Genomic DNA, 22,000 nt, shown 5'->3' with positions numbered 1-22,000 from the left:
GTGTCGGAGCTGACACGCAACGGGCACCGAACACCCTAGGTTCGTTGACGGAATCGCGCGATGACGCAATTTTAGTTTTCTTCTTTATTCTGATGAGATAATTTGTCGATTGGCAGAACTCGTAGCCAGAAGGAGGTAATGGAGCCTTCCTGAGGCGCCGGTAGGCTGGGGTGCAGGGTGATGAGCAGGAACGGATAGCAACCAGCGGCGGCCCCAGATGGGTGCCGTCATACTGCGCCTCTGCAGCGGACCAACCAAAGTGTCTCATGGGTCGCCGGCAGCCGCGTTGGGGGACTTAATGGAACAGGACGGCGCCCACTTTCAGCTGAAGCTGTTGCAACGCTGGCAACTATTTTGCGGGCCAGCCGAAATTCATGTCCCGTCCAGACAGCAGCGGCTGGTCAGCGCGTTGGCGCTAATCGGCCCCCGCCCCCGCCGCTATCTCAGCGGACTCCTGTGGCCGGACAGCCCTGAAGTCCGCGCCTTAGAAAGTCTGCGCGTAAGCGTGCATCTGATGTCGCGCCAAAGTCCCGGACTGATTGTGGCCGACGGCCCGATTCTCTCCTTGACGAACAGCCTGAGCGTGGACCTCCACCAATTTCTCGACCATCTCAGGGCCTGTGAGCTATCAGAATCATGCTCTGCCCCAGATGGATGTTTATCGCAACTGCAGCGCGCTGAGCTGCTCCCCGGCTGGTATGAAGACTGGGTCGTACTCGAGCAAAACCGGTTACGGAACATCCGGCTGCGCGCCTTGGTGCTGCACGCAGGCCGATGGCTCGAGCAGGGGGAAGCTGCAAAGGCTGCCGAGGCCGCTCAAAACGCACTCGAACTCGAGCCCCTCCACGAAACCAGCATCGGGTTCCTGATGCACGCCGAACTGGAGCTTGGTAATCGCCCCGGAGCACTGCATGTCTTTGAATCCTTCAAGGCACTCCTGGCCGCCGAACTCGGCGTGCAGCCCTCAAGGCATCTTTCCAGGCTTGCGCAGCGTATCCGGGTATAGCGACGTAGGTCGCCCCGTCCCCTTTCTGTCACGCTTGGGCCATCTACGGGTCCCCGAGGGATCGCAGCTCGCGTGCGGCAAGGCGTCGGGAGCGCTTCCCGCGTCGCGGGAGCTGAACCGTCAAGCCCACATCCCCGATGCTTTGTCGTCTCGTTCATGTCGTCTCGGATCAGAAGTATGTTTGTCGACGTCGGCTCCCCCGAGCTGACGTGCAAGCGGGTTTCGAAGAAGACTCATTCCAACGGTTGTCGTCAGCCACGACACAGAGAAGAATCCCGCGAACCACCTCGTAGCACTGCAGGGCTGGCCACCGTAAGGAAAGCTCAGAGCGAGTTGCAGCAGGGCGGTTGATATATCCAAGTCGGAATCACAGCAAAGAATGTCGGGTCGCACCAACGACGAACCGCAGGCGTTCCCCGGACTCGATGAATCGTACAACGCTCTGTACATCCAAATCGGTAGTCCGGCGGCGTTCGGCGCCGCCATCCGCAAGATCGACATGACGTTCCTGAGATCAAATCTGGGCCCCTACCCGGCCCGGCATAGCTACCTGTCGATTGTTTTGCTGGCGTATTTGCCGCCCGAGCACGGTAGCTGATCTGTGGTCACCACAAGCAAGACACGACGCCGCACCGCATCCAGACGTTTTTGGCCCTTTGAACCACCCCTTACCATACTCATCGCCTTTACTCGTCTTGGTCGCACTGTTAGCGGCTTGGGGCATGCTCCGCGAGCTGTTGCATTTCGACAAGGTCGAAACCTGGTGGGTGCTGCTCGGCATCGTCGGCCTCACCGTTCTCCCCATCGTGCTGCTTCTGCTGGAGGGCATCGGCGCAGCCGGCCGGCTCCGTCGAAGTCGGGCAGGTAAAGGTGGCGCTCACGGCCGCTGCCGGAGCGCGGAATCTGGTTCTCGCGCCTCCGAACGTCACACCCAACCCAGTTATCGGAGACTCCGGCGCAACACATCATCAAGGGACTGAAGCGCGCACGCACGTCGAACATCATCGTGGTCGATCTTAGGGGCGGCCGCGCATGGACTGTAACCGGACACTGATCCGCGGCACGGCACAGTCCGCGACCAGACTCGGGCTAGTACGCTACGAGGTCACCTTCAAAACCAACGTCAGCAAATGCGCTACACCGCCATCATCGGCCACCCAGGCGACCAACTGGTCTTCCGCCCACACCTGGTCTTCACCGCAGGCGGCCACGTAAGCAGCAAAGGCGTCTACATCGCAACCAAAAACCTCAGCGGAGGACTCAGCGACGCACCCTTCCACCTCAACGTGACCTGCAAGAACTGACCCCATCCCCCGGATTGCACCGCGGGACCGGCGGACCAGCGCTGCTCGACGTCAGGGCAGAAGGGCCCGAGTCCGGGCTTGTCTCGGGTTCAGGTCCCGCGCAGGGGCCAGGGGCGCCATCCGTCAACGATGTCCCGGAGCCGGGTCCCTGCGTCCCGAAGCCGTGCAACTGACACCGAGCCGGATTCGCTGCGGCCGCCTTCAGTAGCGGAACCGTCCACCGCAGTCAGTCCATAGTCCATCCATCGTCGGCTGCCCAGCGGATAGCCTTCGCTGTAACTGCCACCGGCCACCGCCAACACCAGCAATTCCAACCGGTCCGCCTCGGACCTTGCGGTCTGGTCACATGCATCACAGCCGCACACCGGAAACGAGAAGTCATGCAACACCCCCGCGTGCACACCATAACTCCCGGATACCCGGTGAAGACAAACGTCACCGGCGCCGTGCCGGGCCTCCGCGACGTGACCCGCACCGCCTCCACCGTGTCCTGATCATCCCTGAGCAGATCCGCCGCGTGGGCCGGATCACTGTCGAATCCGACGTCGTACACGGCAGACAGGTACCCGATCAGTGCCCGGGCGACGACGTGGAGCCCGGCAAACCGCTCGGGATGGCTGTCCACACTGTAGGAGATCTCCGGAGTATCGTCATCGCCCGACCGCCGCCCATACGGGATGGGTTCGCCCTGTGCGGAGTAGTACGCCGCGACCGGCAGGGCCGGTCGGGCGCAGCGGGGCTGTCCTCCCGCGGGGTAGCGCCATAGCCACGACGAGCAAGCCGTTCTTGGAGCCCACGCCGAACCCGGCTTTCTGTGACCCCAGAGAGCAGACGCTCGCGGGATCGCGCCAACGACAGGACCGTGCATAGTTCCCCCTGTTGGGAAAGCGTCAAGAGTAACGCTGGAATAACGGCGGTTTTGATAGCTTCACTCTGAAGGGACTTTATGCCCCTCAGATTGGAGCAAGTGATGCGTGATTCATCGCCGGAAACGGCTCTTTCTAAGTCCACCGCATCCAAAAATGACGCTTGTTCCAACCCACCAGTTGAAACATTTCACTTCGGGGGTGAGATGACGAAGCCAGGTCACACGGCGAGGGGACGGTGGTCCGCCCTGTTCTTTGCGGCCTTGACGGCGATGATGTTGGCGGGTTTCGTGGCGCTTACGAGCTCCGACTCGGCCTCCGCCAACCATAATAAGAAAGGCTCAAAGGTCTCCGTGGTGGCGAATGTGTTCAACCTGGAGGGGGGTCGAACTGTGCCGCCTGTCAAGATGAGGTGTGTGTGGTCGGACAAGTACGAAACCTACAACTGTCAGGCTAAACACTTCAGACAACTCCTCACTACCAAGAACCAATCGGACGACACAGATTATTTACCTCGCGGCGGCGACTATCTCGGTGGCGACGTCGTGAATCCCCACGAGTTCTCCTGCGAGAGGCCCACCAAGGATCCCAGCACCGTCACACCAAGTGACTACAAGTGCCGCGATTCCAACCATAAGTTCCGGTTGAATCAGATGGTGTACCTGATCTACCCGGAGAACTGCGATTCCAGCAGCCCTAAGTGCATCGAATTCGTCTTGCCGCCCCGCAAGTGACGCGGATGGAGCAGCGTGCCCGCGTAGAGGCTCCGAGGTCGACATGACGTCGCTCTTCGTGAGTCACAGCTCACGGGACCACGAACCCGCGGAGAAGGTGCGCGACTGGCTGAGGGCCCAGGGGTATGCTGCGCTGTTCATGGACTTCGACGCCGACGACGGCATTCGCGCCGGCCGGGACTGGGAGCGCGAACTCTACGCCCAGTTGCGCAAATGTGACGGTGTCCTCTTCCTGGCCAGCGCGGCGTCGACCACGTCGCGTTGGTGCTTCGCGGAGGTAAGTCTGGCCCGGGCACTGGGCAAAGCCGTGATCCCCGTCCGCGTGGAGTCAGGCGCGCGGCTTAACCTGCTCGACGACGTGCAATGGATTGATTTTGCCGACGGAGATCATGCACTGAGCCGCCTGCGGCACGGGCTGTTGGCTGCCGGCCTCGACCCGGCTGAGTCCTTCGCCTGGGATCCCAATCGATCCCCGTACCCAGGGCTAAGGCCCTTCGAGGCGAACGATGCTGCGGTCTTCTTTGGCCGTGGTCCGGAGGTCGGCAGACTCCTCGAGCTGCTGCAACCGACCCTGCAGCGCGCAACCGGCCGGTTCGTCGCCATCGTGGGCCCCTCGGGCAGCGGCAAGTCCTCGTTACTGCGGGCAGGGCTGTTGCCCCGCATGGTGAAGCTTAGCCAGCATTGGGTGATCCTGCCACCACTGCGGCCCGGGTCACATCCCAGGCAGCAACTAGCCGCCTGTCTGGCGGACCGCTTCGCCGTCCACGGACGCATGTACTCCCGCGTCGATGTGGCGACCCGCCTTGAGCAGGGCCCACAGGCCCTCCTCGATCTGGCCACAGAGCTCGCCGAGCTAAACGTCAGCCCCGGCTCGGAACGACCGAGAGTGCTTGTGGTCATCGACCAGGCGGAGGAGCTGCTGACGCTCAGTGGGCCGCGTGAGCAGGAAGCGTTCCTGAATCTGCTCTCGGGAGCTGTGGCCCGCGAAGGTTCCCCGGTATGGGTCGTCGCGACGGTTCGTTCGGAGTTCCTGTCGACCGCTCCTGAGCGGGCCGGACTCTGCGAGGCGATGAACGACTCACTGGTGGTGGAGCCGCTCAGCCGCTCACGGCTGTCCGAAGTCATTGCCGGGCCTGCGCAACGTGCCGGCGTGGATTACGAGCCCGGCCTTGTCGAACGGATTGCACGGGACGCGGAGGGGGGCGACGCGCTGCCGCTTATGGCCTACACGCTCAGAGTACTTTATGAGCGATTTGGAGTTGATGGAAGGATCGACGGCAGCGAATACGAGGCCATTGGCGGCGTGGTCGGTGCCCTGACGAGACGCGCCGACCAGATCCTCGACGAACTGACACGGCGCGGTCTTGGCTCCCGGGTCCTGCCCACCTTGCTCAAGCTTGTGTCGGTGGAGCGGCGCGGTGAGCCCACCCGGCGGCGGGTTCAGCGCCGAAGCCTCGTGCCGGACGAGTGCATCGTCGTCGACACGTTCGTCGAGGCACGCCTGCTCACCAGTGCTGCAGACACGACAACGGCTGCTGACGACAGGAAGCGCACGAACGGCGGCGGGCAGGGCGTCATCGACGTGGCACACGAGGCGCTGTTGCGGCAGTGGCCGCCGCTGTGCAGGGCGATCGGCGAGGCTCGGGAATGGCTGGAGCGGCGTTCGGAGCTCGATCGTCTCGCCGCAGATTGGGAGCAGGGCGGCGCAGACGAGTCCTTCCTATTGCGCGGTGGGCGACTGGCTGCTTTCGACCGCTGGTCCGAAGAGCGTCTGCCAGACCTGAGCCCCCTCGGACGCCGTTTCCTGGAGAGAAGCCGCGAACTTGCCGCGCGAGAGCTGCAGGCGGCGCGCCGATCGAACCGCCGTCGGCGAATCCTGGTGGGATGTCTCGCCGTCTTCCTCGCTCTCGCGTTCGCCGCGGGTGCTGTGGCGTGGCAGCGGAACATAGAGGCACAGAGGCAGGCCGACCTTGCACTAAGCCGGCAGTTGGCGGCGGCAGCGAATGGGCTGGTCGGCTCACAACCGCACACCGCGATCCTTGCCGGGCTGCAGGCCCTCAGTCTGGGTGGCGAGTCCGCACCACCGGCGCCGGGTTTGGTGACCGCGTTGGCGCGGGTTACCCATCCTTCCCGGATGCTGCTCGCACACACCGGCCAGGTGCATGACGTGGCGTTCAGCCCTGACGGCAAGGTACTGGCGTCCGGCGGGGGCGACACGACGGTTCGGTTATGGGACGCGGCCACGGGCCACGAGTTCGGCATTCTAGCAGGAAAGGCGGAGGTGTGGAGCGTGGCATTCAGTCCCGATGGCCACCGAGTAGCCGCCGGAGACCGCAATGGGAAGATTCGGATCTGGGACCTGGGCACCGGCCGCAAGGAAGATGCCGCTCTGGAGCACGGATCGTGGGTGTGGGATGTGGCGTTCAGCCCAGACGGTCGCATGCTGGCGTCAGCAGGCGATGACGGCCAAGTGAAGGTTTGGGACACCACGTCTCGCCGGCTCCGCGGCCGGCCCCTGACCGGCACTATCGGCGCGGTCTACGGCACGGCGTTCAGCCGAAACGGAGTGGTAGCGGCCGCGGGGAAAGACGGAATCGTGCGGACATACGACTCCGAGTCCGGCAAACTGTTAAAAGAGTTCGTGAACGGCCAGAAGGTCCTGACGGTCGCGTTCAGCCCGGATGGCCGGATCTTGGCTTCGGGCGGGAGCGACGGAAACACGCGGCTGTGGGAGCCCGATGCCGGCCAGGCCATCGGCGGCCCGCTGGCGAGCGGCGGCGGGGAGGTGCGCGGTCTGGCCTTCAGCGCGGACGGTCACCTCCTCGCCTCGTCGAATGCGGACCACACTGTGACCTTGTGGACGGTGGCAAGCCGCCATTCCGCAGGCCTGCCACTCCTCGGTTCCACCCAAGACGTCGAGGGCGTGGCTTTCAGTCCCGACGGGGCTTCGCTTGCCACGGCGAGTTGGGATGGCGCGGTGCGGCTCTGGGATGTCGCGGAGATTTATTCGGTCAGTCGCGCCTATCTGGGTCACCTAGATTACGTTCAAGACGTCGCGATGAGTCCTGTTGGAGACATGATGGCCACCGCAAGTGTGGACCGTACTGCGCAGCTGTGGGACGTTGCCTCCGGGAAACGCCGCGGTCCGGCCCTACGTCATAACTCGGAGGTGAACGCCGTAGCGTTCAGCCCGGACGAACACACTCTCGCCTCAGTCAGCGGCGACGGCGTGCTGAAGCTCTGGAATGCTGGGACCGGCGACCTCCTTGGCCCCCCCATCGCGGCTAGCGGTGCGCTATCCGACGTGGCGTTCAGCCCGGACGGTGAGCAGGTCGCCGTAGCTGTCGACGATGGGACCGTGCAGACCTGGAGGGTAACGTCGCGAGAGCGCCGCTCGGTTCCGCAGCTCAGCCATTTCGAGGGCGTGAACGGCATCGCGTTTAGCCCGGACGGTGCAATGGCATCCGCATCGGATGACGGCACGGTCCGTATCTGGAACCCGGCTTCGGGACGATCGGTCGGACCTCTGACCGGCCACCAAGGACCCGTCTACGGGGTGGCCTTCAGCCCCGACGGGCGTGTGCTGGCCTCCGGCGGTTCCGATAACAACGTCTTGCTTTGGGATGCGGCCACCGGAAAAAGGATGGGTGCGCCGCTCAGCGGGCACACTGACGTCGTGCGAAGCGTCGCTTTTAGCCCCGACGGTCGGCTGATCGCCTCCGGGAGCGACGACCGGACGGTCCGCGTCTGGGACGTCGCTTCCACGCAGTCTCCCTCTGTCACTCTCAGTGGGCACAACATGGAGGTCACCGGGGTTGCGTTCAGCCCCGACAGCAAGTTCGTCGCGTCCTCGAGCTGGGACAGAAACGCCCGTCTGTGGGACCTGGGCTTCTCGTCTTGGGCCCAAGCTGGCTGCGCACTGGTCAATCGAAACATGACGATGAGCGAGTGGACTGCCCTGGTACCCGGACGGCCCTACCAGCGGACGTGCCCGGATATGCCGGCGGGCACCGGGGCACCTCCCGCGGCCCTGGTATCCGATAACCCTCGTGCAGGATAGCGCATCCCTTCACAACCAGGCCGGGGCAGGACGGATGTTCTCGACACCACCCCAGCATTCCAGCGCGGGCCCACCGATTTTGGGGGACAGGGACTGCCCCGTATTCGTTGACTCCTTGACTCAGCCCGGACGGTGGTGATGCGTACTGCTTCGGCCCCGGCAGTACTGGGACGAGATGTCCCGTGACCTTCGCCCGGTCTACACGGCACCCTCCGAGGCCGCAGCGAAGGAACGCTTCGTCGGGTTCTCGACCAAATGGGGCCGGCAGTACCCGGCGATCACCCGGCTGTGCGGTGAAGGCGCAGGAAGTTGCACTCACCTTCACCCCCTACTTCCTCTGGGCAAACCGCGGCCCCTCCACCATGCGTGTCTGGGTACCAGCCTCCAGTCACTAGGAACCAGCGGACTGCGCTTCTGTGCTGCCGGCACCATCGCCGGCAGCACAGAAGCGCAACCTGGAGAGCGCACGCCACCCCGTCAAAAGGCGGACAGCAGGACCGGCAACGCCTCCACGACGGCTTGCACGCCCGGACACCAAGGGCGACCGGTGATCCGCGGATCCACGACCAGTGTGTCCGACTATCCCCGATAACCGGCTCGCGCCGAACGGAACGGAAAGCGAGCCGAATGATGCGGCGCAGTGCCGCGACTGGAGGAACGCCCCATGGCAGCCCCACGGGTGCTCGCGACCACCGCCTATCTTCAACCCGGCGGAGAAGTTGACCGGATGCCGCAGGACGCCGGCTTCGACGTCGTTTTCTCCAAGTACCAGGACCGGCTCCGCACCGGCGAAGAACTGATCGACTACGTCAAGGATGTCGACGCCATTGTCGCCGGCACGGACGCCTTCACCGCCGAGGTCATCGACGCCGCCCCGCACCTGATGGTCTTCGGTCGCTGCGGGGTTGGATACAACAGCATCGACGTCACTGCAGCCACAAAAAATGGCGGCGCCGTGACCTTCACACCCGGTGCGAACCGCATCAGCATCGCCGAACACGCCTTGGCGCTGATGCTCAACTGCGCGCGGCTGATTCCTCAGAACCTGGCCAGCATCAGGGCCGGCGGCTGGGACCCAGACGAACGGCCGCGAGCTCACCGGCGACGCCCTGGGCGTTATCGGATTTGGCCCGATCGGCAAGACGACGGCCCAAGCACTGGGCATGACGTGATCGCCCACGACCCGTACATCGACTGCAAAGGCGCCCTGCGTAGGAACGGGCACGTTTCTCTCGGTTGGCCAGGCCTGCACATCTGCCGTCACCACGGCGGCGTCAGCGCCAGGGTTATCTGCGCCGGGGTTAAGGCGGCACGGGTGAGTCGGTGCGCATGCGTGCGGCCAGCGGCGCGCATTGCAATCAGCGCCGACGCTGGCCGTAACCAGCTTGGCATGAGGTCCCTTGCCGAGGTCATCTCCGCACAGCCCTGACGAAGTGCTCAGGCCAGGGCTGCGCGGTCGAGGCCCCCGCCGGGACATGCGCCGTGGTGAATGTACCGAACGCGGCAACGGTACCGGTCTCCGGAGTTCCGCCGGTGGGAGCGCCAGATGGTTCGGACCGGACTTCGAAGCCCATGGTAAGCGAGGTCCGGCCAAGCTTGTTGATTTTCACTGTTGCCGTCACACGTTGGCCGAACCACAACTTCGCCTTGTAGTTGATCACTTGCTGGACACGGGGGGCGCTGGGGAAATAGTCCGGCAGATCCAGCTTGCGGAATAGCTCCGCCTCTGCCGCCTCAACCCACCGGAGGATCGCAGAGTTGTGCTGGTGGCCCGATGCATCCGTGTCGACCCACTCCACGGTCCGCTCAACGCTCGCCTGCGGAAAACCCGCGTTTCCCTCTGCCTCAGTGTGATCCATGCTGCTCCTAGTGTGTTCCGATGCCGGCGTTCTCTTCCTCCGGCTCGCTCGACGGAGTACCAGCCGCTTCCGCCAGCGGTTTGGGGATCATGGCCACCGCCGCGGCTGCCAGCACTGCAATGCCGGCGAAAATCGCAAAGTTGGCCTCAAAGGGCAGTTTAGAGCCTGCAATCCATCCGCCGATCAATGGCCCGGAGATGGCGCCGAGGCGGGCGAAGCTCAATGCCCATCCTGTGGCTGTGCCGCGGATTTTGGCCGGATAGTAGTCGGCGATGTAGCCCGTGAGGACCAGTGACGTGGATATGGAACCCACACCTGCGAAGGCGACGAACAGCAGGTTGACCACCATGGTGTTCGGGAAGACCAGCAGCATGATGCCCAGGCCGCCGAGGATGTAGAACACCACAAGGATGAGCTTCTTGCCGTACTTGTCTGCGGCGCGGCCCAGGATGAGGCCGCCGATGGCTGAAGCAAGGCTGAAGACCAAGAGGAACGTGAGGGACGAGCCGAGGTCGTATCCGGCTTTCTTCATGATGCTCGGCAGCCAGGTGTTGAGTCCGTACACGAGGACCAGGCCACAGAACAGCGAGATCCAGAAGAAGACGGTGGACCTGAGGTATTTCGCGGAGAACATGGTGGTGATCGTCTTCCACCACGGCTCGGCCTCTGTGCTGGAGGCAGCCGGTGCCGGTGCTGCCATCGGGGTGTAGTTGGCAATTTTGAGCTTGAAGGCAAGAGCTTTTGCTTCGGACCTCCGGCCCTTGGTCTCGAGGTACTCCAGCGATTCGGGTAGAAGCTTCCAGATGATGGGGAGCAGCACGATCGGTGCTGCGCCGATCGCGATCACTGCCCGCCATCCGCCGAGCGGCAGTACGAAAAGCGCGGCCAGGGCGGCAGCGACGATGCCCAGGGAGTAGCCGGAGTACATGAGGCCATAGTTGAAGGAGCGCTTGTTCGGGGCCGAGTACTCAATGGTCAGGGCGGCAGCGACAGGGATGACGCCGCCCATGCCCAGCCCGCCGATCAGGCGGAAGAGTCCGAACAGTTCGGGGGTGGGCGCCCATGCGGCGCCAATTTGGGTCAGGGTGAAGATCGCCATGGATGCCAGCAGCATCTTCTTGCGGCCCACAAGGTCGCTCAGGGTGCCGATGAACAGGGCACCGATCAGCATGCCGATCAGGGCGTAGGATCCCAGTCCACCAAGCGCGAGCGGGCTGAGGTTCCATTCCTTGTACTCGGCCAGGGCCGGCAGGACGGCGCCGAGGACGCCGACGTCGTAACCTTCGGCCAGGATGGCCAGCCAGCAGCAGAAGAGAACCAAACCGGTGGTCCGGCTGGGGACTTTCCAATCGGTGACGGGTGCGTTTGCCATGGCTACTTCACCAGGACCGATGCCGAAGAGGAAGCGGGCGTCCAGCGAAGGTGCGGGTTGGTGACTTCAGCATCTGGTTCCTTCAGTAGGGACAGGCGGGGACGTACTGCGTCGGTGCGGGAGCTCGGCGGCTTGCGGCGGCCGGCCCGGAACTGCGGGATCCACTGTGCGCCTGGCCCGTTGTATTCCTGCTCGGCTGCGGCGTGGAGGGTCCACTGGGGGTCGTACAGGTGCGTCCGGCCAAGTGCGATGAGGTCTGCCCGGCCGGCGAGGAGGATGGAGTTGACGTCGTCGTAGCTGGAGATGGCGCCGACGGCGATGACTGCCACCCCTGCCGGGGCGGCTACTCCCTGGCGGATGCGGTCAGCGAACGGCGTCTGGTAGCTGCGGCCGAAGGCGGGCTTTTCCTCCTTGGCGACCTGCCCGGTGGAGACGTCGAGGCCGGCTGCACCGTGGGCTACGAAGGCGCGGGCGATTTCGACGGAATCGTCGGAGGTGTTGCCGCCCTCGATCCAGTCCGTTGCCGAGATGCGCACCGTCACCGGCTTGCCGGCGGGCCAGGCCGCGCGGACGGCGTCGAACACTTCCAGCGGGAACCGCAGCCGGTTCTCCAGGCTGCCGCCGTATTCGTCGGTCCGCTTGTTGGAAATGGGTGAGAGGAAGGAGGACAGCAGGTAGCCGTGGGCGGCGTGGACCTCGAGGAGGTCGAAACCCGCCTGCTCGGCCCGGAGCGTCGCGGCGACGAACTCTTCCTTGATGGCGTCCATGCCGGCGCGGTCCAGCTCGGCCGGCATCTGGTTGTGGGGGCCGTAGGCGATGGCCGAGGGGCCCACCGCCTGCCAGTTGCCGGTTTCCAATGGTTCGTCGATGCCCTCCCACATGAGCTTGGTGGAGCCCTTGCGGCCGGAGTGGCCGATCTGGGCGCCCATCTTGGCGCTGGACTGGCTGTGGACGAAGTCCACGATCTCCTTCCAGCTGTCCCGCTGGCTGTCCGTGTACAGGCCGGTGCAGCCTGGCGTGATGCGTCCGGCCGCCGAGACACAGACCATTTCGGTCATGACCAGGCCTGCGCCGCCCAGGGCCTTGGAACCGAGGTGGACCTTGTGGAAGTCTCCCGGAATTCCATCCACCGCCGAGTACATGTCCATCGGGGACACCACGATACGGTTCTTCAGTTCCAGTCCGCCGATGCGGAAGGGCTGGAACATGGCCGGTGCAACCTGCGTCAGTCCCTGCGATTCGGCGAAGTTCCGGTCCACGGCGTCGGCGAACTCCGGGTCGCGAAGGCGCAGGTTTTCCTGCGTGATGCGGCGGCTGCGGGTCAGCAGGTTGAACGCGAACTGCGTCGGGTCCTGATCCTTGTACTGGCCAATGCGTTCGAACCATTCAAGGGACGCCTGTGCAGCACGCTGGGTGGAGGCCACTACGGGCCGGCGCTCGGCTTCGTAGGCGGCCAGCGCGGATTCCACGTCGGGATGTTCGTGCAGGCAGGCGGCCAGGGCCAGTGAGTCTTCCATGGCCAGCTTCGTGCCTGAGCCGATGGAGAAGTGTGCGGTGTGGGCAGCGTCCCCCACCAGGACGACGTTGTCCTTGCGCCAGCTCTGGTTGCGGACGGTGTTGAAGTTCAGCCACTTGGAGTTGTTGGACAGGACTTCGTAGCCGTCCAGTTCCTCAGCAAAGATCGACTGAATCTTGGCGATTGCCTTCTCGTCGGAAACACCCGGCGGGAAAACGTCGTTGGCAGTCTCGTCGAAACCGGCGGCGCGCCAGACGTCCTCGTGCATTTCCACGATGAAGGTTGAGCCCTCGTCCGAGTAGGGGTAACCGTGGATCTGCATGACGCCCCACTCGGTTTCCTTCACGAAGAACTTGAAGGCCTCGAACACCTGGTCCGTGCCGAGCCACATGTACTTGTTGGTGCGTGGATCGAGGTCTGGCCCGAAAGACTCTGCGTACTTTGCCCTGATCTGCGAGTTGACGCCGTCGGCGGCCAGCACCAGATCATAGTTGGCTTCGAGTTCCTCAATGGCGGGCGCCATGGTCTGGAAGCGCAGGTCAACGTTGAGCTCGGCGCAGCGTCGCTGGAGCAGCTCCAGGAGTTCCTTGCGGCTCATGGCGGCGAAACCCTGGCCACCCACGCTGATCATCTGTCCGCCGAAGTGGATATCGATGTCGGCCCAGCGGGCGAAGCGGCGGCTCATGTAGTCGGCGACCACGGGGTCCGCGTTGCCGATTCCGCCCAGGGTTTCGTCGGAAAAGACGACGCCGAAACCAAAGGTGTCGCTGGCAGCGTTTCGTTCCCAGAGGGTGATTTCGTGGGACGGGTCCAGTTGCTTCATCAATGCTGCGAAGTAGAGGCCGCCCGGGCCGCCTCCAACGATTGCGATTTTCATGGTCCTGCTCCTTCTCACGCCTGGCTCTGGCCGGCGGGGGTGAGTTCTTGGGTCTGGTTCGCGATGGAGTCGCGGAGTTTGAAGTGCTGCAGCTTGCCGCTGGGATTGCGCGGCAGCTCAGTGACGAACCGGATGTCCCTGGGGTATTTGTAGGGGGCGATGGTGGCCTTGACGAAGTCCTGGATGTCCTTGCGCTTTTCGGCGTCGCCGGTGACGCCGTCGCGCAGGACGACAAACGCGCAGACAATGCTGCCGCGCTCGGGGTCGGGACGGCCGATCACGGCGTTCTCCACAACATCCGGATGCTGGTCGATGGCCGCCTCCACTTCGGGTGCGCCGATGTTGTAGCCGGAGGAGACGATCATGTTGTCCGACCGGGCCTGGTACGTAAAGTACCCGTCCTCGTCCCTGGTGAAGGTGTCCCCGGTGACATTCCAGCCCCGGACGACGTAATTGGCCTGACGTTCATCGTCCAGGTAGCGGCAGCCGGTGGGACCGATAACCGCCAGGCGTCCGGCCTGACCGGGCCCGAGCTCGTTGCCGTCGTAGTCCAGGATGGTTGCCCTAAAGCCCGGCACAGCCCGGCCGGTGGAGCCCGGCCGGATGTCATCGCCGGCGGCGGAGATGAAGACGTGCAGCATTTCAGTGGAGCCGATGCCGTTCACCAGGCGCAGGCCGGTTGCGTCGCGAACGGCTTCCCATGTCTCCTTGGACAGGTGCTCGCCCGCGGACACGGCCATCCGCAGGCCGCGGAGCAGGTCACCCCGGTTCTCCTTGAGGATCGCCCGGTACGCGGTGGGCGCTGTGAACAGCACCGTTGCCCCGGCAGCCGCCGCATGTTCAGCCAGCTCCACCGGGCCGGCCTTTTCGGTCAGCAACGCCGACGCACCGAACCGGAGCGGGAAGACCACCAGCCCGCCCAATCCGAACGTGAAGGCAAGCGGCGGTGAACCGGCGAACACGTCGTCCGCGGTGGGTTGCAGGATGTGCCGGGCGAAGGTGTCGGCATTGGCCAGGATGTCGCGGTGGAAGTGCATGGTCACCTTCGGCACGCCGGTGGTGCCCGACGTCGGGCCCAGGAGTGCGACGTCGTCGGCGGCGGTATCTACGGCGTTGAACTGTCCGCTCTTGGCTGCGCAGCGCGCGGTGAGGTCGCCGTCGTCGTCGCTTCCGTAGGCAAGGACGGTGACGTCCTCCCCTGCTGCCGCGGCGAGCTCGGCGATGAAGCGGTGGTCCGAGATGGCCACTACGGGCTTGGTGAGCCGGATCAGCGAGGCGACCTCGGTGGAACGCAGCATGGGCATGGTGGTGACCACCACTGCGCCTGCCTTCAGCACGCCCAGCCAGGCAGCAACAATCCAGGGGTTGTTGGGCCCGCGCAGCAGCACGCGGTTTCCAGGCACTACGCCGTGGTCCTCGGTCAGGACCTGGGCCACCTGGTTGGCGCGCTGCTGGAGTTCGGCGTAGGTCCAGACGGTGCCGTCCGGGGTCCGCAGCGCGGGCCGGTCCGCACCGTGCTCAACGACGGCGCTGTCGATGAGGGCAACGGCGGCGTTGAGCCGTTCCTGGTACTGGAGCTCGGGGAGCGGGAATTCGAGCGCCGGCCAGAGGTTGGCGGGCGGCAGGTGGTCGCGGGTGAACGTGTCCACGTGGGCCGATGGCGTCATGCGCATGGCCGTTCCTTTCAGTTGTGCGTCGGTGAAGCTGATGGATTCGAGTGGGAAAAATCAAGCCCCGGGTCGGATCATGCCTTCCTGCGCGACAGTGGCAAGGAGCCTTCCCTGCCGGTCGAAGAAGCGGCCCGTAGCGAGGCCCCTGTTGCTTTGCCCGGAGACGGCTTCCTGTGCGTAAAGGACCCATTCGTCGGCGCGGCCTTCACGGTGGAACCACATGGAGTGGTCGAGGCTGGCGGTGGCAAGCCCAGGACTGGACCAGTGCAGGCCGTTAACCCGCAGGAGTGGCTCCAGGATGGTGTAGTCGCACACGTAGGCCAGGGCGGCGCGGTGAAGGTCTGCGCCGTCCGGCAGGGCGTCGAAGGCTTTCACCCAGATGGCCTGTTGCGGGACCGGCCCGCCCTCCAGGTCGATGTAGACGGGGCCCGGAACGTGGCGCATGTCGAAACTGCGGCCCGTGGACCAGTATTCTGCGGCCGGGCCAGCCGCTTCGTCCAGTGCCTCAGCCGCGCTGCGCAGTGTTTCAGGGTCGACGGCGGCGGGAGCCTCAGGTTGGAAGTCCGGCCCGTCTTCGGGAACCTGGAAAGAGCCCATCGCGGCATAGACAGGCTTGCCGTTCTGGAAGCCCCGCACCGTCCGGGTGGAGTATCCGCGTCCGTCGCGCAACCGCTCCACTTCGTAGCGGACGCTTGATCCGACGTCGACCGGCCGCATGAAGTAGCTGTGCATGGAGTGCAGCGCCCTGTCGTCATCGACCGAGCGCATCATCGCCGCGGCGGCCTGCGCCACCATGTCGCCGCCGTAAGCCTTGGGCCACGGCACGTACTGGGTGGTTGCCTCATAGGCCTCGTCGTAGACTTCCTCCGGCACGCGCGTGAGCTCCACGGCATTCAGGAAAGTCTCCGAGGTCAGGGTTCCAGTGATCATTGCGGCTATGCCCTGCGGTAGTCGGCGAGCGTCTCGTCGGGGACGTCCTCAAGGTTGACCACGAGGTTCTCCGGGGTGCGGGCGGTGAGCCACACCAGCTCTTCCGTCACGGACATGTTCGCCTCCACGTGGGGCATGAACGGGGGGACGAACACCCAGTCGCCGGCCTTCATGTCAAGGAATTCCTGGTAGTTCTCACCGAAGTAGATGCGCCCGTGGCCGCGCAGCACATAGCCGCCGGTCTCGGCCTCGCCGTGGTGGTGCGGCAACGAGCGGTAGCCCGGAGTATTGGATACCTGTCCGAACCAGATCTTCGTGGCCGGAGTGTGCTGGATGCTGACTCCCGAGACGCGGATGCAGTCCCCGGACTGGGCGGTGTTGGTGTCTTCCTGTCCCGCGCGCGTCACCACGGGGACTACTTTGCCGTCTGTCTGCGCGTAGATGGAGTTGTCGCCCTCGAGGCGGTAATCGGTAGCTGTCTGGTTCATGGGAGTCACTCCTTGATTGATGCTGGACGGATGCGGACGATGTTTTCAAGGCGTCCGATGCCGGTGATTTCGGTGGTGAGTACATCGCCGTCATTCAGGAAACGGGGCGGTGTCATGCCCATGCCCACGCCCCCGGGGGTTCCGGTCAGAACGAGGTCGCCGGCACGCAGCGTGGTGAACTGGGAAATGTAGGAAAGAAGTTTTGCCGGGCCGAACACCAGAGTGCCCGTGTTGCCCTTCTGGACGACGTCACCATTCACGTAACCGACGACGTCAAACGGCCCGCCGACCTCGTCAGGGGTCACCATGACCGGACCAACAGGGGTGGTTCCGTCGAACGCCTTGCCCTGGAACCACTGCAGTGTCCGGTTCTGCCAGTCACGCATCGACACGTCATTTGCCACGGCGTAGCCGGCTATCGCCGCTTCGGCCTGCTTCTCGTCTGCGCGGGAAAGTTCGGAGCCGACGACGACGGCCAGCTCGGCTTCCCAGTCGACACGGTCGCTTCCGCGGACCTCGATGGTGTCAGTCGCGCCCACCAAAGTGTCTGCGTACTTGGCGAAGAGAGTGGGATATTCGGGAAGTTCCCGGCCCATCTCCTGGATGTGGTCCGCGTAGTTGAGGCCGCAGCAAATGACCTTGCCGGCCTGGGGAAGAAGAGGAGCGAAGTCAACGGCCTCGGCCTCAATCATGACCCGCTCGGGAGCAGTGGCGGCTACCCGAACCACGTCCCGCCAATCCGGGCGGGCCAGCAGCTCCCCGACGTCAGAGGCAGGGAGGGCAACGTAAGCGTCGGCACCCGTGGCGAGTGCCGCCGTCGTTCCCTGTCCTGCCGTGCGCAAGGTGGCGAGTTTCATGGTCTAAGTCCCTTCGAGAATGATGTGTCGACTTTTTTACGATCGTCACATATGCTCAACGTAGCACGGCGGAATTGATCTGCACAGAGCCTTTCCGGAACTTTTTTCAGGAGCCACCCCACCAGGAGGAACAGCATGGGCCACAAGACAATCAACCCGGAGTCGCTTCCCAAACCGTCCGGATTCGCGCACGGGATGCTCGCCGGAAACATGGTGTTCCTGGGCGGCCAGACAGCCCTGGACAAGAACATGAACATCGTTCCCGGCGGCATTGTCGAGCAGTTCACGCAGGCGTTTTCCAACGTCCTCACCACGCTGCGGGAGGCCGGGGGCCAGCCAGAGGACCTGGTCAACGTGACCATTTATCTCACCGACGTGGAGGACTACATGGCCAACGGCCGCGAAATTGGCCGTATCTGGCGTGAGATGGCGGGGTCGCAGTACCCGGCGATGGCGGGCATCGGCGTCACCCGCCTGTGGCAGAAAGAGGCGCTGATTGAAATTCAGGGCATCGCTGTGATCAGCGAACGCTGACCCGGGGAAATAAAAGGGGATCCGGCTGGCCTGTTGGCCAGCCGGATCCCTCTTTGTCCTAGGCGGCTTCCGCTTCCTCCACCAGGGCCATGGCGTACCGCTCCGCCATTGGCGCGATCAGGCGGTGGACGCTGAAGAAGATCCGGCGGGCCTCCGGCCCCTGCCAGCCCTGCGGCAGGTACTCAAGGGGCAGGCCGGGATCGCGGTAGGGCAGGCGCCGCCACAGGGTCAGCATCGGTACGTAGTAGCGGAAGGCATCCCGGCGCAGGTCAGCGGAAGACGCGGTCAACGCCCTTTCAGGATCATCCCCCACCAGCGCGGTCCAGTTCTCCAGCGATCCGCCGTAGATGTCCATAAACTCCGAAATCTGCGACTCCAGGGCCTCCAGATCCCACCATTGGGCAATCTTGGACCGCATATCTGAATCCGACGAGTAGTCGCCGGTGAAAAACTCAACGTACTGGTCCAGCCCCCTGGCTTGGAGCCGCTGCCTCGCGCCTTCACGCACTCCCGCGGGAGCGATCCAAACCCCGGCCCCCATGGAGCCAAAACCCAACCTGGTCAGCTCAGCGCGCAACTGGTGCCGGCGGTCCCGCATCGACTCAGGCACGGAAAAGATGGCAAGCACCCACGGGGCGCCGGTGGTTGCACGGTAGGGGGCGAAGATGCGCTCATCGCCCTCATTGATCAGCCTCAGTGAACGCTCGGAGAGTTCGTAGCGGGCCACTCCCCCGTTCTTGACGCTCGCCAGCACTCCCTTGGCCTTCAGGCGCGAGACGGCCGAGCGGACGCCGGGGGCATCATGGCCCAGGTCGCCGAGCATCTGGATCAGCACAGAAATGGGAAGCTGTCCGCCACCGCTACGCCCGTAGAGACCGTAAATGGTCAGGATGAGCTGCTGTTGGGGCAGCAAAGGAGCGGGGACGTCACTCATTCGATTGGCTTTCGATTCTGTCGGGGTCGCAGTCATCCCAAGCATATTTTAAGGACGCTGTGATCCGGCTCAGTGGCCCTTGAACGCTTCGGCCAGCCACCAGGCCCCGCCGTCGGAAGCAATGCGGGCATCGATGACGAGCGGCACATCGCGAGGCCCTGCCAGCCATTCTTCGACGGCTGCCAGATCGGCAACACTGCGGACGGTGACTCCGGCCGCCCCGTAGCCGCGTGCGATCGCGGCGATGTCCGCCGTCGGAAACCGCACAACTTCCATATCTGCATCATCAGCTTCGAAGTGGTGGACCTCGGCACCGTACGCGGAATCGTTGTAGACAATCGCCACGAGGGGGATGCGTTCACGGACCAGCGTTTCCAGTTCGGAAATGGCCATGAGGAAGCCGCCGTCGCCCGCCCCCAGGACGGGCAGCCGGTCGGGCCGGGCCTTGGCCGCGCCGATGGACGTGTACAAACCGAGGCCAATCGACTGGAAAGCCTGCGTGAAGCAGAATCCGAATTCATCCGGAACGGACAGGTACGCGCTGGGATAGCCCATGAAGTTGCCGGAGTCGATGGAAACGATCCTCTCGACGGGCAGGATGCGGTCCATCTCCCGGCTCAGCACACGGGGGTCAATGGCCTCGGGAGTAGACAGATCTTCTGTCTGTTCCGTGGTCCAGCGAGCATGCCGTTCAATCTGTCCTGCCATATCGGGCGTCCGCAGGCCCACTGCTCGGTGCTCGACTGACTGAAGCCTGGCAAGCACAGCAGCTGCAGTCTCTGCGCTGTCGCCAAGCACTCCGAGGTCGATGGGACGGTTAGCGCCGAGGGCGCGGTCCTCAAGATCCACCTGCGCCACCTTCGCGGACGCACCGATCAGGGAACCGTGGCGCATCGTCCACATGTTCAAGGCGCATCCCCAACCGACGATCAGATCAGCCTCGGAAATCGTAGCGGCCGTAAAAGGGGAGGAAAAGCCGCCGGAAATACCGAGATTGAAGGGGTTGCCCTGGAAGAGGCCGTGCGCGACGGCGGACGTTGCCACGAGTGCCCCCGCCGCCTCGGCCAGGGCGGCAATTTCAGGTCCCGCCCCTCGGCCGCCACGCCCGGCCACAAAAACCGGCCGCCGGGCATTCCGGATGAGCCCGGCCAACTGCTCCACAGCAGAATCCGATGGTGCTATCCGCTGTGGCGGAGCCAGTTGCCCCGGCTCAGCGCTCCCGTCGGGCACCGGCGCCGCCTGGATGTCGGTGGGCAGGGACAGTACGACCGTCCGGCGCTCGTTTACTGCCGTCCGGTATGCCCGGACCGTGTCGGCAACAGCCGTCTGGGGTGAGTGGATTCGCTCGGCCACTGCTCCAACGCTGCGGGCCAGGGCGTCCTGGTCGATCCTGAAGTTGGAACCAATGGCGGAAGCGGCCGTATCGGCAGTAACAACTATCATCGGCGTACGGCTCTTGGCAGCTTCGCCGATTCCGGTCACCGCGTTGGTCAGCCCGCAGCCTTGATGGGTGGAAACGACGCCGACCTTTCCGGACATCCGCCCGTAGGCATCGGCCATGGTGGCAGCGCCGCCCTCATGACGGGCCGCCGTGTAGGGCACGCCCGCCCGGCGCAACGCGTTGGTCACCACAAAATTCCCGCTGCCCACGACGCCGAAGACGTGGCCGACGCCCAGCCGGGCGAGCGTATAGCCAACGAGTTCGCTGACATTGCCGGCCACAAGGCCCGACGAAACGTCCGGTCTAGCTACGTCGCTGCCTTCGGTCCTGCTGGTCAAAACGGTCATTGTCTCTTCTCCTTTGGGAACAGCATGGGGGCAACACGCGGAAGCGGAAGCGGTCGACGTCAGTGTCGCAGCCGGGTGATTCGTCTAAAGCCCATGCTATCGCTAGATTTTTACGATCGTCAATAATTTGAAACATGCACCCTGTGCCGGCCACGAGCGGTCCGTCACTGTGAAGGGACCGGCGGGGTGGTACCGAGGAGTCCACGCCCGATCTCCTCGCCCACTTCGCGGAGTTTTCCGGCAAGCATCGCGGCATTGGGCGTCAATGGCCTGTCTGGGTGCAGCAATAGACCCACTTGTTGGGCTAGTCCGGCCAGGTGCAGTCCCAGCATCTGCAGGAGCGGCTCCGCGACTGCCATCGACTCGGGCATGAGGGCAAGGAATCCCTCCTCGGCCACGAGCGTACGCACGGTGGCAGGAGCTGCGGATTCGACGCGTTGTGCGGGAGGCGTAAGTCCGGCATTGCGGAAGTTCTCCTCGAGTTCGTCGCGGAGCGGAGTGTTTGCCAGCGGCACTACCCAAGGATGCCCGACCAGATCCTCCAGGGAGGGTTCCGGAAGGCCGTGCACGGGGTGCCATGGTGCAGCAACGACGCGGAAGTCCTCCCTGTATAACGGGACCAGCCGTAGCCGCGCCGTACTGGGATGATCCGTAACCCTGCCCACCAGCAGGTCCAGATCGCCGCTGCCCAGTTCCTGGATCAGGGCTTCGGGCGGCGCCTCCCGCAGCAGGACCTCCACCCGGGGCCGCTCGGCGGTGAACCGTGCCACGGCTCGCGGCAGCAGCAGGTTCGCGCCGGTAACGTGCGCGCCTACCCGGACCACGCCCGCTTCCGGGTCTGTGAGCTCGTCGACCCGGCGCCGCAGGGTACCCAGATGACCCACAATGGCCTTGGCGTGCTCGAGGCACGCCTGCCCGGCCAGCGTGGGTACCATGCGGCGACCGGTGCGTTCGAACAGCGAAGTTCCCACAGCGTGCTCGGCTTCCCGCAAAGCCCGGCTCATCGCCGGCTGCGTCAGATACAGTTCTTCCGCAGCCCGGACCAGACTTCCGTGTTCTGCAATGGCAAGCACGATCACAAGATGACGCAGCTTCAGGTGGGTGGTCAGCAGCGCCCGCAGATCCATTTCTTCATCCTACTGGCGCGCTGCCCGTGTCGCGGTGCCGTTTGCTGGCTCCGTGGCCCAAAGGAGACGAGGTTTATC

19 protein-coding genes and 2 pseudogenes are annotated in these 22,000 nt (G+C 64.4%); 9 read left to right on the top strand and 12 right to left on the bottom strand.

Features of this window, described 5'->3' with window-relative positions:
* The first annotated feature begins 298 nt into the window (after window positions 1-298).
* From ACTHQX_RS06035 to ACTHQX_RS06025, 3 genes are all read left to right on the top strand, one after another.
* Window positions 299-1,006 (top strand): AfsR/SARP family transcriptional regulator, encoded by a 708-nt coding sequence (locus tag ACTHQX_RS06035; RefSeq protein WP_440156232.1) that lies wholly within the window; start codon window positions 299-301, stop codon window positions 1,004-1,006.
* A 379-nt stretch (window positions 1,007-1,385) separates the two neighbouring features.
* Window positions 1,386-1,604: a hypothetical protein gene (locus ACTHQX_RS06030; protein ID WP_440156231.1), complete on the top strand. Its 219-nt coding sequence runs from the start codon at window positions 1,386-1,388 to the stop codon at window positions 1,602-1,604.
* A 532-nt stretch (window positions 1,605-2,136) separates the two neighbouring features.
* Complete coding sequence (locus ACTHQX_RS06025; RefSeq protein WP_236808430.1) at window positions 2,137-2,310, top strand: hypothetical protein; 174 nt, start codon at window positions 2,137-2,139, stop codon at window positions 2,308-2,310.
* Between the two features lie 89 nt (window positions 2,311-2,399).
* Here ACTHQX_RS06025 and ACTHQX_RS06020 read toward each other — a convergent pair whose 3' ends face one another.
* Together ACTHQX_RS06020 and ACTHQX_RS06015 are read right to left on the bottom strand one after the other, a co-directional pair.
* On the bottom strand, window positions 2,400-2,675 hold the full coding sequence (locus ACTHQX_RS06020; RefSeq protein WP_440156229.1) for a DUF6226 family protein: 276 nt from the start codon (window positions 2,673-2,675) through the stop codon (window positions 2,400-2,402).
* Window positions 2,676-2,773: 98 nt separating this feature from the next.
* Window positions 2,774-3,178: pseudogene (locus ACTHQX_RS06015) on the bottom strand (DUF6226 family protein); the annotation flags it as partial.
* A 102-nt stretch (window positions 3,179-3,280) separates the two neighbouring features.
* On the opposite strand from ACTHQX_RS06015, the gene ACTHQX_RS06010 reads away from it, so the two are divergent.
* The 5 genes and pseudogenes from ACTHQX_RS06010 to ACTHQX_RS05990 all read left to right on the top strand — a co-directional run bounded on the left by ACTHQX_RS06010 (window position 3,281) and on the right by ACTHQX_RS05990 (window position 9,399).
* Window positions 3,281-3,910 carry a hypothetical protein gene (locus tag ACTHQX_RS06010; protein ID WP_440156227.1) on the top strand — a complete coding sequence of 210 codons (630 nt, stop codon included), beginning with the start codon at window positions 3,281-3,283 and terminating at the stop codon, window positions 3,908-3,910.
* 43 nt (window positions 3,911-3,953) lie between these two features.
* Complete coding sequence (locus ACTHQX_RS06005; protein ID WP_440156226.1) at window positions 3,954-7,970, top strand: nSTAND1 domain-containing NTPase; 4,017 nt, start codon at window positions 3,954-3,956, stop codon at window positions 7,968-7,970.
* Between the two features lie 163 nt (window positions 7,971-8,133).
* A pseudogene (locus ACTHQX_RS06000) lies at window positions 8,134-8,259 on the top strand (IS256 family transposase); the annotation flags it as partial.
* 4 nt (window positions 8,260-8,263) lie between these two features.
* On the top strand, window positions 8,264-8,365 hold the full coding sequence (locus ACTHQX_RS05995; RefSeq protein ID WP_440156225.1) for a hypothetical protein: 102 nt from the start codon (window positions 8,264-8,266) through the stop codon (window positions 8,363-8,365).
* Window positions 8,366-8,634: 269 nt separating this feature from the next.
* Entirely contained in the window at window positions 8,635-9,399 is a 765-nt protein-coding gene (locus tag ACTHQX_RS05990; RefSeq protein ID WP_440156223.1) for a hypothetical protein, read from the top strand.
* On the opposite strand, the gene ACTHQX_RS05985 is transcribed toward ACTHQX_RS05990, so the two are convergent.
* From ACTHQX_RS05985 to ACTHQX_RS05955, 7 genes are read right to left on the bottom strand one after another with little or no spacing between them, the layout of a single operon-like run.
* On the bottom strand, window positions 9,380-9,829 hold the full coding sequence (locus ACTHQX_RS05985; RefSeq protein WP_236808412.1) for an acyl-CoA thioesterase: 450 nt from the start codon (window positions 9,827-9,829) through the stop codon (window positions 9,380-9,382). The two genes, ACTHQX_RS05990 and ACTHQX_RS05985, sit on opposite strands and share 20 nt — an antisense overlap.
* Before the next feature lie 7 nt (window positions 9,830-9,836).
* Entirely contained in the window at window positions 9,837-11,201 is a 1,365-nt protein-coding gene (locus ACTHQX_RS05980; RefSeq protein WP_236808410.1) for an MFS transporter, read from the bottom strand.
* A gap of 2 nt (window positions 11,202-11,203) precedes the next feature.
* Window positions 11,204-13,594 carry a bifunctional salicylyl-CoA 5-hydroxylase/oxidoreductase gene (locus ACTHQX_RS05975; protein ID WP_440156221.1) on the bottom strand — a complete coding sequence of 797 codons (2,391 nt, stop codon included), beginning with the start codon at window positions 13,592-13,594 and terminating at the stop codon, window positions 11,204-11,206.
* Window positions 13,595-13,608: 14 nt separating this feature from the next.
* On the bottom strand, window positions 13,609-15,267 hold the full coding sequence (locus ACTHQX_RS05970) for an AMP-binding protein (RefSeq protein WP_440156220.1): 1,659 nt from the start codon (window positions 15,265-15,267) through the stop codon (window positions 13,609-13,611).
* A gap of 54 nt (window positions 15,268-15,321) precedes the next feature.
* Entirely contained in the window at window positions 15,322-16,194 is an 873-nt protein-coding gene (locus tag ACTHQX_RS05965; RefSeq protein WP_440156218.1) for an acyl-CoA thioesterase, read from the bottom strand.
* 5 nt (window positions 16,195-16,199) lie between these two features.
* A complete protein-coding gene (locus tag ACTHQX_RS05960) occupies window positions 16,200-16,682 on the bottom strand; it encodes a cupin domain-containing protein (RefSeq protein WP_440156216.1) in 483 nt (160 codons plus the stop codon).
* A 5-nt stretch (window positions 16,683-16,687) separates the two neighbouring features.
* A complete protein-coding gene (locus ACTHQX_RS05955; RefSeq protein WP_440156215.1) occupies window positions 16,688-17,539 on the bottom strand; it encodes a fumarylacetoacetate hydrolase family protein in 852 nt (283 codons plus the stop codon).
* A 135-nt stretch (window positions 17,540-17,674) separates the two neighbouring features.
* Here ACTHQX_RS05955 and ACTHQX_RS05950 point away from each other — a divergent pair, with 135 nt between their 5' ends.
* Window positions 17,675-18,073 (top strand): RidA family protein, encoded by a 399-nt coding sequence (locus tag ACTHQX_RS05950; RefSeq protein WP_236808389.1) that lies wholly within the window; start codon window positions 17,675-17,677, stop codon window positions 18,071-18,073.
* Window positions 18,074-18,131: 58 nt separating this feature from the next.
* Here the strand turns inward: ACTHQX_RS05950 and ACTHQX_RS05945 are convergent, their stop codons facing one another.
* The 3 genes from ACTHQX_RS05945 to ACTHQX_RS05935 form a co-directional block, all read right to left on the bottom strand.
* Window positions 18,132-19,007: a PaaX family transcriptional regulator gene (locus tag ACTHQX_RS05945; RefSeq protein ID WP_236808387.1), complete on the bottom strand. Its 876-nt coding sequence runs from the start codon at window positions 19,005-19,007 to the stop codon at window positions 18,132-18,134.
* 69 nt (window positions 19,008-19,076) lie between these two features.
* Window positions 19,077-20,795 (bottom strand): thiamine pyrophosphate-binding protein, encoded by a 1,719-nt coding sequence (locus ACTHQX_RS05940; RefSeq protein ID WP_236808385.1) that lies wholly within the window; start codon window positions 20,793-20,795, stop codon window positions 19,077-19,079.
* A 164-nt stretch (window positions 20,796-20,959) separates the two neighbouring features.
* Complete coding sequence (locus ACTHQX_RS05935; RefSeq protein WP_236808383.1) at window positions 20,960-21,922, bottom strand: LysR substrate-binding domain-containing protein; 963 nt, start codon at window positions 21,920-21,922, stop codon at window positions 20,960-20,962.
* Window positions 21,923-22,000: the final 78 nt, after the last annotated feature.

This window comes from Arthrobacter sp. SAFR-023, assembly GCF_051965295.1.
Taxonomy (GTDB): Bacteria; Actinomycetota; Actinomycetes; order Actinomycetales; family Micrococcaceae; genus Arthrobacter.
Note: the sequence above shows the minus strand (reverse complement) of the source record. Positions and strands in the feature narration are given on the sequence as shown.